We start from the raw sequence: 13,970 nt of genomic DNA, 5'->3' as shown, positions 1-13,970 counted from the left end.
AAATCCCCCTCATTCACAGGGGCGAAAACCGGCAAACGCGCAGCCGCTGCGACTGCCCGACTGGCGTACGCTTCACCCTGACGCGGAACGAAGGCTCGATGATGCGAATGGGATATCATGGGGTATTATGGGCGTCAACGGGAACAAGCTTCACAAACGCGCGCGCCACAACCGGAAGGAGCAGGCTAACGGCACGTCTCGTTTTTATCCTCTATTAAGCCTAACGAACCGTTTAGAGCCGGCTTGGCACAAAAGGACACGGCTTGCCGCGCATCGCCGGCCCGCATAGCGTCGGCGGGCAACTCTTTGCTCAGCGAAAGGATCGAGCCTCATGTCCGATAACGCGACGTCACGCGCTGCGGCACTCGCCCATTTGCGCAGCAGCGATTTCCACAAGGGCGATCCGATCCCCTTGCCGCTGACCATGGCTTCGATCTTTCATTCGCCGGGCGACGCGACGGGCTTCGATCAATACGGCCGTTTCAGCAATCCGACCTGGCACGCCGTCGAGCATGTACTTGGCCATCTGGAAGATGCGCAATGCGTCGCCTTTCCGTCGGGAATGGCAGCGATTTCGGCGGCGTTTTTTTCGCTCGCCAAGTCGGGCGACCGCATTCTCTTACCCTCGGACGGCTACCATACGACACGTGCGCTGGCGGAGCGTTTCCTGAAGCCGCTCGGCGTCACCTATGACGTGAGGGCGACATCGAGCATGCTCGATGGCGGTTTTGCCGGCTACCGGCTGGTGTTCGCCGAGACCCCATCCAACCCGAGGCTGGATATCTGCGACATCGCGGCCGTCGCCAAGGCCGTGCATGAGCAAGGCGCGATCCTCATCGTCGACAACACGACGATGACGCCCTTCGGCCAGCGCCCGCTCGACCTCGGCGCCGATATCGTGGTGTCGGCCGATACCAAGGCGGTCAACGGCCACTCGGATGTGCTGTTCGGCCATGTCGCCAGCCGCAATCCCGATATTGTTGCCAAGGTCCGGGACTGGCGCGAGACGGCAGGCGGCATTCCGGGACCGTTCGAGGCATGGCTCGTCCATCGCGGTCTCGAGACGCTGGAGGTGCGCTTCGACCGCATGTGTTCCTCGGCGGAAGCGATCGCCCGTCGTCTCAAGGGACATCGCGCGGTGAGCGGCCTGCGCTTTCCCGGGCTCGAGGGCGATGCTTCGCACAATCTGGCGCGCGCCCAGATGGAGCGCTTCGGTTTCCTCATCTCGTTCGAACTGACGTCTGAAGAGAAGGCCGAAGCTTTCATCGACAATTGCGCACTGTTGGAATCGACAACTTCCTTTGGCGGCGTGCACAGTTCGGCCGAGCGGCGTTCAAAGCGTGGCGACGCAGTGCCGCCCGGTTTCGTGCGCATGTCGATCGGCTGCGAACCGGCAGAGGAATTGTGGCAAGCGATCGAAGCGTCGCTGGATAAAATCGGCTAAGCCGATCACGACGCCACATCGTCGGCCCCGATCTTGCGCCGGCCATGTAGCACGCGGACGATTTCGATCGCATCGTCACCGACCCGGTATAAGGTACTCACCGACGACCAGATGCCGGATACCGGGCGCGATATCGTCGCGCGGAGCGCCTGAGAACGGATGCAGGGTGAGCAGACTCCATCGCCTTTCCAAGCCATCCACGAAACGAACCGCGGCATTAGGATTATGGCCAGCGATGTAGTCGCCAATATCTTCGAGATCGACCGCCGCTTGAGGAAGCAGTCGGTATTTCACTCTTCGAGGCCTTTCGCCTCAGCCATCTTGAGATATTTGGCGCGCGCTCGTTCGATAATCGGCGGCCCCTCTAGCCCTGGTCCGCTATCGATCCCTTCCTGCACCAGCTTCCGCAACTCCTCGACGGTGTAGCCGAGCAGGTCGCGTCGATCCTTCCATTGACGGAGCGCGTCGCGGATCACTTCGCTTGCCGAGGCGTACTCGCCCGCCGCGACGACGTCGTCGACGGCGGCCGCCAGTTCCGGCGAAAGCGTGATGCTGCGTTTGTCGACCTGTCCCACGATGCGCTCCTGTCCTCTCTCGCTCAAGGTACGATTTAATCGCACCGGTTTCAAGGAATGCATCCGTTCGTGCAGGTGGCTGCCCCGCCGTAAAAGCTTGAATCGGCAGGTGCGCCGAGCGGCGCAACCTGCCGATATCAAATGCCTATCGCAACGTCGGAAGATGCCAGCTGGCCTGTAAGCCGGGTTTTGTATGGCCCTCGCGCCTTGCGGCGCGAGAACGTGGCGGCCATTCATCTTGGGCGCGCGTTGCCACGCGCCTCACGCAACCTACCCGGGCGGTGGGCCGGAAACAGCCCTCGAAGGTTTCCCCTCGCACCGCCCCTATTCGGTCTTGCTCCCGGTGGGGTTTACCGTGCCGCTCCTGTTGCCAGTCGCGCGGTGGGCTCTTACCCCACCCTTTCACCCTTGCCGCGGCAAATGCCGTGGCGGTTTGCTTTCTGTGGCACTTTCCCTGGGGTCGCCCCCGCCGGCCGTTAGCCGGCACCGTGTCTCCATGGAGCCCGGACTTTCCTCACCCGCCGCCTTTCGGCTTTTGCGAGTGCGGCCGCCCGGCCAGCTGGCACGCGCGTATAAAGGGGTTCGCGCCTGAAAACGCAAACGAAAAAGGCGAAATGTCTCCTACGCGGGCGAGCCGAGCGCCGCCATCTGCACCTTGACCTTGCTGCAATAGGCGGCCGAGATCGGGTTCATCCGGGTTGCGCCATGGCCGGCATTGTATTTCAGGATCGTACCGCAGGTCGTCCCGCCGCCGAGGCCCTGCGCCATGGCGAGGTATTTCATGCCGTATTTGATATTGGTGTCGGGATTGAACAGTCCCTTGACCGAACCGGTATAGCCCATCATCCGAGCCGTCGCCGGCTTGATCTGCATCAGGCCGATCTCGCCGGCGCTGCCGACCATGTTCGGCCGATAGTTGCTTTCGATCTTGATGACCGCCTTGGCCAGCGACACCGGCACGCCATAGCTCGCGGCATAGCGCTGAATGATCGCCGAATATTGCCCGCCGCCTGCGGCGGAGGCCGGCAACTCGGCTATTTCAGGATGGATGGAGGCGGTCTTCGTCAGATCGACGGTCTGCCGGTTGCGCGCGGCGCCACGCTTGGCCGCTGGTTTCATCGCCCTGGTTGCGGCAGCTTCCTGCACCTTTGCCGGGGCCGCTTTCGTCTTCTTCGACATTTTCGGGCTGGAGGCGGCCGCCTTCGCCGTTGCGGTTTTGCCTGGGGCTGCGGCGAAGCCGTTATCTGCCCTGAGACTGAGAGGTGCGCCGTTTGCCGAGCCGATGGCAAAAGTCATTACGCCGGCAGCAACAGCTGCCGCTACAACGGTCAATTTTTGCATGTAGTCCTGTTCTGTTTGAGCTACGCGAAGAACTTCACGCAGGTAAGCCAATTCAATGTCGGAACATCTTGGGGGGCTAGACGTCCGACAACTTGCGGGAGACGCGTTTGAAGGCCGAATTGGCGGCAATGAAGGCGGAGCAAGTCACTTTAAGTGACAGGCTGTAACTTAAAGAACCTGCGGAGACTATTTCGACGAGGCTGCCTTTACGGAAGCCAGCAGCCTTTGCAGTGTGCGGATTGTCGAACTGTCCGCCACGCCGTCGATCAGCCGCCGCCTGAAATGCCGCTGAAATGCAGCGACGACGATTTCGGTCTGGCTGTCGAAAGCGCCCGATATCTCGACACCATAGCCATAGAGCGCCAGCATCGACTGCAGCGCTTCGACCTCGGCGCCGGTATCGCCTGCCTTCAGCGCCGCACCCGGCCTTATCGGCGCGGCCGGAACGAGGTGACCGACGCCGGCAGCAAACAGCGTCCTCCAGGGGAACTTTTCGCCTGGGTCGACCTTGCGGCCTGGCGCCACGTCCGAATGGGCAAGCACCCTTTGAGCCGGAATGGAATGGCGGCCGACGATCCCCGTGCAGAGACTGACCACGGCATCGATCTGCCGTTTCGGAAACGCCCTGTAGCCGAGCGAATGGCCAGGATTGACGATCTCGATGCCGACCGAACAGGAGTTGATGTCGGTCCGCCCGAACCACGAACTCCTGCCGGCATGCCAGGCGCGATCGCTTTCGCGTACCATCTGGACGATGCGGCCGTCCTCATGGATGAGATAATGGGATGAGACTTCGCTTGCCGGGTCGCACAGCCATGCCTCGGCACCGGCGCCGGTCGCCATGCCGGTATAGTGCAACACGATCATGTCCGGCCTCAGCGTTTCGCGACGCGGGCCGAAATTCGGCGACACCCTGACCTCGGCACCCGGCTGATCGGGCAGGAAACCGCTCATACGTGCCTGAGGCCCCGTTCGATCATCTCATAGGCTGCATTGATCGCCGCGACCCTGGTCGTGGCGATCTTGATGAACTCCTGCGGCAGGCCGCGCGCGATCAGCCTGTCCGGGTGATTGTCGGAGATCAACTTGCGGTAGCGTTTCCTGACCTCCTCGAACGACTTGCCGCGCTCGATGCCGAGCACGACATAGGGGTCGGCGGCGCCGAGATTGACATGTCGCGACAGGATCGCCTGGTAATGCGCCTCGTCGATCTCGAAGATCTGGGCGATGCGATGCAGGAAGAGCCCTTCCCGTTCGTGGATCAGGCCATCGGCCTTGGCGATGTGGAACAACCCGTCGAGGATATCTTCCAGCATCATGCAGTTCGCATGGCCGGAGCCGCAAAGTTGCGCCATCCGCTGGGCATAGATTTCGAACCCGGCGACGTCGCGCTTGGCGAGGTCGTAGAGGCGCGCCACGTTGCGTGTCTCGTTCGGTGGCACCTCGAAGATTTCCTGGAAAGCACGCACCTCGTCCTGGGTGACGATGCCGTCGGCCTTGGCCATCTTGGCCGAGAGTGCGATCATCGCCACCGAAAAGGCAACACGGCGGCGCAGGTCCGCGTCGCCGGCAAAGACTGTGCGCACAGCCTCAACCACGTCCGCAACGCCCGAGGACGCCGACGACGAAACACGTGCGATGAAGTCGCCGAGGCGGTCCCAAATCGACATGCCGGCTTCTTAGTGCGAACCGGCCACCACTATCAAGCTGGGACAATGCCGCAGACGCCGACCCGCCGGCACGCGGAGGAGTTCCCAGAGCAGAAAGAAGGCCGGCACAAGGCCAGCCTTCTCCATTCCATTGGGCTGAACCCTACTTCGCAGGGGCAGCGGGAGGTGTTGCCGGAGCCGGCTGGGCAGGCTTCGAAGCATCAGGATTCGCCGGCTTCATCGTCTGGTCGGAGGCCGGCGGGTTGGTGCTCTGGGTGGTCGTATTGTCGGTTCCGGTGCCGCTGTTGCTGCAAGCCGCGACCCCCAGCAGGGCGAGCGCCGAAACAGACGCCAGAATGAGCTTCTTCATGATATCTCTCCTTCAACAACGCTCACGTTTCGGTGAGCGGTCGAAAGAAAAATGCATCAGTCGCCGCACGGTTTCGTAACGTTGCGTTTCCATATGTAACATCAACTTGCGATTGCCGGCGGACGTACGGCGAACTAACAGACAGACTCAATGACAAAATCGGACAAGCAAATGCCGGGACCTGCCGATATCTCCAGATGGGATTTCTGGATCGACCGTGGTGGAACCTTCACCGATGTTATCGGTCGCGACCCGCAAGGCCGCTTGTATCCGCGTAAACTGCTGTCGGACAATCCGGGTGCATACGCCGATGCCGCTATCCAGGGCATTCGCGATTTGCTTGGGCTGAAAGCCGGCGCCACCATTCCCGCCGACCTGATCGGCGATATCAAGATGGGCACCACCGTCGCCACCAACGCGCTGCTCGAGCGCAAGGGTGATCGTGTCCTGTTGCTGATCACCAAGGGATTTCGCGACGCACTGCGCATCGCCTACCAGGCGCGGCCCGATATCTTCGCCAAGGAAATCATTCTTCCCGAGCAGCTTTATGAGCGCGTCATCGAGATCGACGAGCGCGTGCGCGCCGATGGCCGCGTCGAGCGGCTGCTCGACATCGCCGCCTGCCGCCCGGCGATCGAGCAGGCGAAGGCCGACGGCATCGATGCGGTGGCGATCGTCTTCATGCATGCCTGGAAATATCCAGACCATGAGAAGGCCGTGGCCAAGGTCTGCCGCAAGCTCGGCTTCGGCCAGGTTTCGGTCAGCCACGAAGTCTCGCCGCTGATCAAGCTGGTCGGCCGCGGCGACACAACAGTGGTCGACGCCTATCTGTCGCCGATTTTATCGCGCTATGTGCAAAGGGTGGCGGGCGAACTGGGCACGGCACCAATCTCCCCCCTCGAGGGGGAGATCGCAGCGAAGCGGCCAGAGGGGGTCACCTCAGAAGGCACCGCTAGAACGCCAAGCCCAGTCGACCCGACCCCACCCGGCGGCTCCGCCGCCATCCTCCCCTCAAGTGGGAGGGAATCGCCTCGCCTGATGTTCATGATGTCTTCGGGCGGGTTGACCGCCGCCGACATGTTCCAGGGCAAGGACGCGCTGCTGTCCGGCCCGGCCGGCGGTGTCGTCGGCATGGTCGAGACGGCGAAGCTCGCCGGCTTCGACAAGGTCATCGGCTTCGACATGGGCGGCACCTCGACCGATGTTGCCCACTATGACGGCGAGTATGAGCGTGCCTTCGACACCGAGGTCGCGGGCGTGCGCATCCGTGCGCCGATGATGCGCATCCACACAGTCGCCGCCGGCGGCGGTTCGATCCTGCACTACGAGGCAGGGCGTTTTCGCGTCGGCCCGGACTCGGCCGGTGCCAATCCCGGCCCGGTCGCCTACCGGCGCGGCGGACCGCTTGCCGTCACCGACGCCAATGTCATGCTCGGCAAATTGCAGCCCGATTTCTTTCCGGCGATTTTCGGCCCCGGCCAGGACCAGCCGCTCGATGTCGACGCCGTACGCGAAAAGTTCGCCGCCCTTGCCGCCGACATCGGCGACGGCCGCTCGCCGGAAGCGGTGGCCGAAGGCTTCATCACCATCGCCGTCGAGAACATGGCCAACGCCATCAAGAAGATCTCGGTGCAGCGCGGCTATGACGTCACCGAATATCTGCTCAATTGTTTTGGCGGCGCCGGCGGTCAGCATGCTTGCCTGGTCGCCGACGCGCTCGGCATGGAAGCGGTGCTCATCCATCCGTTTTCCGGCCTGCTTTCGGCTTACGGCATCGGCCTGTCGTCGGTTTTTGCCTCGCGCCAGCAGGCGCTGTTGCAGCCGCTGGCGGAGGAATCCCGCTCGGCGATCGAGGCGCTAATCGCGGCGTTGCGCCAGGGCGTCGTCGCCGAACTGAGCGAGCAAGGCATTGGTGAGGCCGCCATAGCTTCAAAGCCGATCCTGCAGATCCGCTATGACGGCACCGATACCGCGCTGCCGGTGAATTTCGAGCATGGCTCGATCTTCCGGGCCAGAAGCGATTTCGAAGCCGCCCACAAGGCCCAGTTCGGCTTCGTCTACGAGAACAAGCCGATGATCGTCGAGGCAGTTGGCGTCGAAGGCGCAGAGATCGGCAATACTGGCCGGGACGAAAGCGAATCAAACCTCGAAGACAAGGCGGCAAGTCCTTGGCAGGCCCGGCAATTCTTTGTCGACGGCGCCTGGCGCGATGCGGGCATTTTCAGGCGCGAGGATCTGCAGCCCGGCTACAAGGTGGCGGGGCCAGCGCTCGTCATTGAGCCCAACCAGACCATCGTCGTCGAGCCGGGGTGGCAGGCCGAGATCACCGCAAGGAACCATGTGCTTTTGCGGCGAACGAGCAAGAAGCGTCGGCGGGCGGCACTCGGCACCGAAGCGGACCCGGTCATGCTGGAGGTGTTCAACAACCTTTTCATGTCGATCGCCGAGCAGATGGGCGTGACGCTTCAGAACACCGCCTATTCCGTCAACATCAAGGAGCGGCTGGACTTTTCCTGCGCGGTGTTCGATCGCCATGGCGCGCTGGTCGCCAATGCGCCGCACATGCCGGTGCATCTCGGCTCCATGGATCGCTCGGTCGAAACGATTATCCGCCTGAACTCGGGCGACATCCATCCGGGCGACGTCTTCGCCCTCAACGCGCCGTATAATGGCGGCACGCATTTGCCTGATATCACCGTGGTGACGCCGGTGTTCGACGATGCGCGCAAGCAGATCCTGTTCTGGGCCGCCTCGCGCGGCCATCACGCCGATGTCGGCGGCACCGCGCCCGGCTCGATGACGCCGCTCGCCACGACGGTCGATGAGGAAGGCGTGCTGTTCGACAATTTCCGCATCGTCGACCGCGGCCGCTTCCGCGAGAAGGAGCTCGATACGCTGCTCACCGACCATCCCTACCCGGCCCGCAACCCCGGCCAGAACATCGCCGACCTCAAGGCGCAGATCGCCGCCAACGAAAAGGGCGTCGCGGAGTTGCGCAAGATGGTCGCGCATTTCGGCCTCGATGTCGTCGAGGCCTATATGGGCCATGTGCAGGACAATGCCGCCGAGAGCGTGCGCCGGGTGCTGGAAAGACTGCCCGACAGCTCGCAATACGAATACCCGACAGACACGGGCCAAGTCATCAAGGTCAAGATCAGCGTCAATCGCAAAAAGCGCGAGGCCACCGTCGACTTCACCGGCACTTCGCCGGTCATGAAGAACAATTTCAACGCGCCGGAGCCGGTCGCCCGCGCCGCCGTGCTCTATGCCTTCCGCGTCATGGTCGAGGACAATATCCCGATGAATGCCGGGTGTCTCAGGCCTATCAATATCATCATTCCCGACGGCTGCATGCTGAAGCCCGCCTATCCGGCGGCGGTCGTTGCCGGCAATGTCGAGACCTCGCAGCACGTCACCAATGCGCTGTTCGGCGCCATGGGCGCGATGGCCAATGCGCAAGGCACGATGAACAACCTTACCTTCGGCAACAAGCAATACCAGTATTACGAGACGATCTGCTCCGGCTCGCCGGCCGGCCGGATGAATTCGGGCCGTGGTTTTGCCGGCACCTCCGGTGTCCACACCCACATGACCAACTCGCGCCTGACCGATCCGGAGGTGCTGGAACTGCGCTTCCCTGTCCTGCTGGAGGACTTCCGCATCCGCGAGGGTTCCGGCGGCAAAGGCAAGTGGAACGCCGGCGACGGCACCAGGCGCACGATCCGCTTCCTGGAGAAGATGGAATGCGCCATCCTGTCCTCGCACCGCAACCGGCCGCCTCGTGGTCTCGACGGCGGCGGCGATGGCGAGGCCGGCTCGACCAAGGTCCGCCGCAACGACGGATCGGTCGACGTGCTGAAGGCTTGCGACCAGACGACGCTCGATGCCGGCGAAGCAGTCGTTGTTACCACACCAACGCCGGGAGGCTTCGGGAAGCTGTAAGAATAGTGTCAACCGGGCGTCAACAGCCTGTCACCTGCCTGTCATGACGCTGCGCTACCCGCTTGCGCCAACGCAAACGGGGAATCACCTTGCCATGTCGGATATTTCGGGAGAACTCGTTTTTCGCCGTGGCAAGGAAGTCGGAAAAGCCGTCTATCAGAACCGGGCCCTGTCGAAGGCGGGTATCTCCGAGCGGCTGTTTGCCTTTCTGTTCTCCGGCCTCGTCTATCCGCAGATCTGGGAAGATCCGGACGTCGACATGGAGGCCATGCAGTTGGGCGCCGGCCATCGCGTCGTCACGATCGCGTCGGGCGGCTGCAACATTCTGGCTTATCTCACCCGCTCTCCGGCCAGCATAGACGCCGTCGATCTCAATACCGCGCATGTCGCACTGAACCGCATGAAGCTGCAGGCCGTGCGCCACCTGCCGTCGCAGGCCGACCTGTTCCGCTTCTTCGGCGCCGCCGACACAAGCCATAATTCGGACGCCTATGACCGCTTCATCGCGCCGCGTCTCGATCCGGTCAGCCGCCAATATTGGGAGCGCCGGAACTGGCGAGGCCGCCGCCGCATCGCGGTTTTCGACCGCAACTTCTATCAAACCGGCCTGCTCGGCCTGTTCATCGCCATGGGACATCGCGTCGCCAAGCTGTTCGGCGTCGACCCGGCCGGCATCATGGCCGCGACCAACATCGGCGAACAGCGCCGCTTCTTCAACGAGGAGCTGGCGCCGGTTTTCGACAAGAAGCTGCTGAAATGGACGATGTCGCGCAAGGCCTCGCTGTTCGGCCTCGGCATCCCGCCGGCACAGTACGATTCGCTGATCACCTCAGGCGACGGCACGATGGTCAGCGTGTTGAAAGCCCGGCTGGAAAAGCTCGCTTGCGATTTCCCGCTGAAGAACAACTACTTTGCCTGGCAGGCCTTTGCCCGCCGCTATCCGCAGCCAGGCGAGGCTGCGCTGCCCGCCTACCTGGAAAAGCGCAATTACAAGGTGATCCGCGCCAACATCGATCGCGTCGCCATCCACCACGCCAATCTGATCGAATTCCTCGCCGGCAAGGATGCCGGCTCCGTCGACCGTTTCGTGCTCCTCGATGCGCAGGACTGGATGACCGACGACCAGCTCAATGCGCTGTGGACCGAGATCACCCGCACGGCGTCGGCCGGCGCCCGCGTCATCTTTCGCACCGCGGCCGAACCCAGCCTGCTGCCGGGCCGCCTCTCCAACTCGCTCCTCGACCAGTGGAATTACGAGAACGAAGCGTCGCGCGAATTCTCGGCGCAGGACCGCTCGGCCATCTATGGCGGCTTCCACCTCTATGTGAAGCGCGCCGCATGAGCACGACGGAGCTGCCCGCCAGCCACGCCGAACTGATGGATGGCGTCTATCGTTGGCAGCGCCATATCTACGATCTGACCCGCAAATATTACCTGCTCGGCCGCGATCGGTTGATCGAAGGGCTCGACGTGCCGCCCGGCAGCACCGTGCTTGAGCTCGGCTGCGGCACCGGCCGCAACATCGTGCTCGCCGCTCGCCGTTATCCCGATGCCCGCTTCTTCGGCCTCGACATCTCGGCCGAGATGCTGGAAACGGCCGGCGCTGCAATCGCCCGCGAAGGCCTCTCGGCCAAAGTCAGCCTGGCGCGCGGCGACGCCACCGATTTCGACGCTGGGGCGCTCTTCGGCGTTGAGCGGTTCGACCGCGTCTTCGTCTCCTATTCGCTGTCGATGATCCCAGGCTGGGAAAAGACCGTTTCGGCAGCACTCGCTGCGCTGGCACCCGGCGGCTCGCTGCATGTCGTCGACTTCGGCCAGCAGGAAGGCCTGCCGCGGTGGTTCCGGGCGATGCTGCGCGGCTGGCTGCGGAAGTTCCATGTCCAGCCACGCGCTTCGCTGCGTGAGGTGCTGGAATCGGAATCCGAGCGGACCGGCGCAGGCTTCCATTTCAGAACGCTTTATCGCGGCTACGCCTGGTTGGCCGTGCTTGGATCCCCAAAATAACACATTACTGGTGCAGCACCTTGACCAGCGCCGCCACCATCGTTTGCGGCCGGTAGCCGAACTTGCCCGGCGTCAGTCCTAGCCGCACCACCACCAGTTGCTCCGACGGAATGATGGCCGCCGTCTGGCCGTCATGCCCCTCCATCCAGTAAGTGTCCTTGGGCAGGCCCTCGGTGACGCCGGCGCCGGGATTCTCCTCGTCGCCCGGACCTTCGATCCACACTTGGCCCTTGCCGTAGACTCTCGAGGCCGGCGCCGGTTCGCGCATCCAGTCGACGAAGCCGGCAGGCAGGATCTGGTTGCCGTCCCAGACCCCGCCCTGCAGCAGGAACTGTGCAAAGCGGGCCCAGTCATGCGCCGTGGCGTAGAGATAGGATGAACCGACGAAAGTGCCCTGCTCGTCGGTCTCGAGCACCGCGCTGCGCATGCCGAGCGGCTCGAACAGCGCCGTCCTCGGCCATGCCAGCGCCTTTACCTTGTCGCCGATCGCATCCTGCCAGAGCCGCGACAGCATCACCGCCGTGCCGCTCGAATAGGAAAACACCTTGCCGACCTCGCCGGTCAGCGGCTTGGCCCCGGCAAACCGTGCCATGTCCGGTTCCAGATAGAGCATGCGTGTGACGTCGGCGACGTCGCCATAATCCTCATTGAATTCCAGCCCACTCGACATCGCCATCATGTCAGCAAGGCTGATTGCCGCCCGCCCGTCGGCTTTCCACGGCGCGAACAGGCCCTTGTTGTCGAGCGCCATCTTGCCGTCCTTCACCAGCGTGCCGACGATCGCGGCATTCACCGTCTTGGTCATCGACCAGCCGAGCAGCGGCGTCTTTGCCGAAAAGCCGTCGCCGTAGCGCTCCGCGACGATACGGCCGTTCTTCACCACCACGATCGCGCGCATGCCGATGCCGGCCATAGCCTGATCGTCGACGATCTTCGAAACCTCAGGGTTTTGCGAGGCATCCACCCGCTCGCCCTCGGGCCAGAGCGCGTCCGGTTGCGTTGCGGCTGGCGGCGCGGCATGCAGGGACGTCTGTCTGGACTTGCCAGTGTCGCCGTCGGGAACGGAAGCGCAGCCGACGCCGTCCCGCTCGACGGCGATACTTTTTCCCAGCACCCAAAGCAGGCCCGCCGAAACAATCCCCCTCTCCTTGTCGACGGACACTTTCATCAGTTTCAGCAGTGGATGGCCCGGTGCCTGGACGTCGACCGCCAGCACCTGATCGGCGTCGCGGCCGGCAATGAAGACGTTGGAGCAGACGATCTTGGCAGAATAGCCGGAGCCGACCCGGATCAGCTCCGGCGGCGCGAAATAGAGCCAGGCGAAGAGTGCGACGACAGCCAGCACGACAAGGCCCAGCAGCCATTTGATGAATTTCACAACCGCCCGCATCTTTCCCCCAAATTTTCCGGCTCGACTTATGTCATCGATTTGCCGCCATTGCTTCCGCAAAATCACGAGCGTTGTCGAGCGCCGTCAATGGATTATCAACCATGTTCGGCGATGACCGATGCATGTCGCCCAAAAGTGCCGAGCGGTTTTGGGACAACGACATGCACGAAGGAATAACCACCAAGGCGCGTCCCCTTCGACGCGCTTTGGACAGCTGAACGATCCTGTGGGGCGATCGTTCGGAGGGGGCCCGAGCGAGCGAAGGCCATCAGTAGAGACCCATCAGCGGCCGGCTGGAACCGGCTCGGGGAAAATCATGCGCCGTCTTGCGGCCATCCTGATGCTGACGCTGCTGGGCGCCTGTTCGACGGTGGACGATCTTTCGCCGCTGTCGCCGTCGCAGACAATTGCCGTGCGCGCGCCCAAATTCGAAGACTCAAAGCCGCATGAGTGGGACAGCGGCGCGCCATGGACTTACGCCATCCACGGCACCGACGTCTCCAAGTATCAGACCTCGGTCGATTGGCCGACGGCGAGAGCCAGCGGCATCTCTTTCGCCTTCATCAAAGCGACCGAGGGCGGCGACCGCTTCGACGAGTCCTTCAACGAGCATTGGCAAAGGACGAAGGCCGCGGGCGTTCCCCGCGCCGCCTATCACTTCTTCTATTTCTGCACGCCGGCCGAAGCCCAGGCGCGCTGGTTCATCGCCAATGTCCCCAACGATCCGTCGGCGATGCCGCCGGTGCTCGACATGGAATGGAACCCGAAGTCGCCGACCTGCAGGCTGCGCCCTGACCCGGCGACGGTGCGCGCAGAGATGACCATTTTCCTCGAAATGATCGAGCGCCATTACGGCAAGAAGCCGATCATCTACACCTCGCTCGACTTCTTCGACGACAACGACCTGGCGACGTTCCGCGGCTATCCCTATTGGCTGCGCTCGGTCGCCGGCCATCCGCGCGATAAATACGGCGGCCATCCCTTCGCCTTCTGGCAATACACCGGAACCGGCATCGTTCCCGGTATGACCGGCAAGTGCGATATCAACGTTTTCAACGGTTCCGAGGCGGCCTGGAAAAAATGGCTGCGGCAGAACACCCGTTGACATCGGCCGCCGCGCCTGCTTTTCGACACGGCCAGCGGCGATTTTTGCAACCGCTGGTGACCCGAGCGGCGCATTCATAGGGGGTGTCTGTGGACGCCCCTGAACTTTGATACTTACGCATGGTCTGGCAAGAACCGGTTCGTGGTCATG

Annotated in this window: 12 protein-coding genes and 1 other RNA gene; 5 read left to right on the top strand and 8 right to left on the bottom strand. The window is 62.9% G+C overall.

Annotation, left to right across the window (positions count from 1 at the left end):
• Positions 1-331 precede the first annotated feature (331 nt).
• Positions 332-1,444, top strand: coding sequence for a cystathionine gamma-lyase (locus tag FJ974_RS12815; protein WP_140530249.1), 1,113 nt, complete (start codon positions 332-334; stop codon positions 1,442-1,444).
• Positions 1,445-1,519: 75 nt separating this feature from the next.
• On the opposite strand, the gene FJ974_RS12810 is transcribed toward FJ974_RS12815, so the two are convergent.
• The 7 genes from FJ974_RS12810 to FJ974_RS12780 form a co-directional block, all read right to left on the bottom strand.
• On the bottom strand, positions 1,520-1,738 hold the full coding sequence (locus tag FJ974_RS12810; protein WP_226891587.1) for a type II toxin-antitoxin system RelE/ParE family toxin: 219 nt from the start codon (positions 1,736-1,738) through the stop codon (positions 1,520-1,522).
• Positions 1,735-2,019: a type II toxin-antitoxin system ParD family antitoxin gene (locus FJ974_RS12805; RefSeq protein WP_140530247.1), complete on the bottom strand. Its 285-nt coding sequence runs from the start codon at positions 2,017-2,019 to the stop codon at positions 1,735-1,737. Before FJ974_RS12805 ends, FJ974_RS12810 begins: the two co-directional genes overlap by 4 nt.
• A 162-nt stretch (positions 2,020-2,181) precedes the next feature.
• Positions 2,182-2,582: RNase P RNA component class A (gene rnpB, locus FJ974_RS12800), an RNA gene on the bottom strand.
• Between the two features lie 58 nt (positions 2,583-2,640).
• On the bottom strand, positions 2,641-3,360 hold the full coding sequence (locus tag FJ974_RS12795) for a lytic transglycosylase domain-containing protein (RefSeq protein WP_140530246.1): 720 nt from the start codon (positions 3,358-3,360) through the stop codon (positions 2,641-2,643).
• Between the two features lie 186 nt (positions 3,361-3,546).
• Complete coding sequence (locus tag FJ974_RS12790; RefSeq protein ID WP_140530244.1) at positions 3,547-4,314, bottom strand: N-acetylmuramoyl-L-alanine amidase; 768 nt, start codon at positions 4,312-4,314, stop codon at positions 3,547-3,549.
• A complete protein-coding gene (locus FJ974_RS12785; protein WP_140530242.1) occupies positions 4,311-5,030 on the bottom strand; it encodes a J domain-containing protein in 720 nt (239 codons plus the stop codon). The genes FJ974_RS12790 and FJ974_RS12785 overlap by 4 nt, the downstream gene beginning before the upstream one ends.
• Before the next feature lie 142 nt (positions 5,031-5,172).
• A complete protein-coding gene (locus FJ974_RS12780; protein ID WP_140530240.1) occupies positions 5,173-5,379 on the bottom strand; it encodes a hypothetical protein in 207 nt (68 codons plus the stop codon).
• 171 nt (positions 5,380-5,550) lie between these two features.
• Here FJ974_RS12780 and FJ974_RS12775 point away from each other — a divergent pair, with 171 nt between their 5' ends.
• The 3 genes from FJ974_RS12775 to FJ974_RS12765 are packed head-to-tail and all read left to right on the top strand — an operon-like array spanning position 5,551 to position 11,325.
• A complete protein-coding gene (locus tag FJ974_RS12775) occupies positions 5,551-9,321 on the top strand; it encodes a hydantoinase B/oxoprolinase family protein (protein ID WP_140530238.1) in 3,771 nt (1,256 codons plus the stop codon).
• A 43-nt stretch (positions 9,322-9,364) separates the two neighbouring features.
• The gene (locus FJ974_RS12770) at positions 9,365-10,663 is read left to right on the top strand and encodes a DUF3419 family protein (protein WP_140530237.1); all 1,299 of its coding nucleotides are present in this window, start codon (positions 9,365-9,367) and stop codon (positions 10,661-10,663) included.
• Positions 10,660-11,325, top strand: a complete 666-nt coding sequence (locus tag FJ974_RS12765) for a class I SAM-dependent methyltransferase (RefSeq protein WP_140530236.1) — start codon at positions 10,660-10,662, stop codon at positions 11,323-11,325. The genes FJ974_RS12770 and FJ974_RS12765 overlap by 4 nt, the downstream gene beginning before the upstream one ends.
• A gap of 4 nt (positions 11,326-11,329) precedes the next feature.
• Here the strand turns inward: FJ974_RS12765 and FJ974_RS12760 are convergent, their stop codons facing one another.
• A complete protein-coding gene (locus FJ974_RS12760; RefSeq protein WP_140530235.1) occupies positions 11,330-12,715 on the bottom strand; it encodes a serine hydrolase domain-containing protein in 1,386 nt (461 codons plus the stop codon).
• Positions 12,716-13,031: 316 nt separating this feature from the next.
• On the opposite strand from FJ974_RS12760, the gene FJ974_RS12755 reads away from it, so the two are divergent.
• Complete coding sequence (locus tag FJ974_RS12755) at positions 13,032-13,820, top strand: GH25 family lysozyme (protein WP_140530234.1); 789 nt, start codon at positions 13,032-13,034, stop codon at positions 13,818-13,820.
• The last annotated feature ends 150 nt before the right edge of the window (positions 13,821-13,970 follow it).

Source organism: Mesorhizobium sp. B1-1-8, assembly GCF_006442795.2.
In the GTDB taxonomy this organism is placed as follows: Bacteria; Pseudomonadota; Alphaproteobacteria; order Rhizobiales; family Rhizobiaceae; genus Mesorhizobium.
The sequence above is the reverse complement of the archived record's forward strand: the minus strand, read 5'-3'. Positions and strand labels throughout refer to the sequence as shown.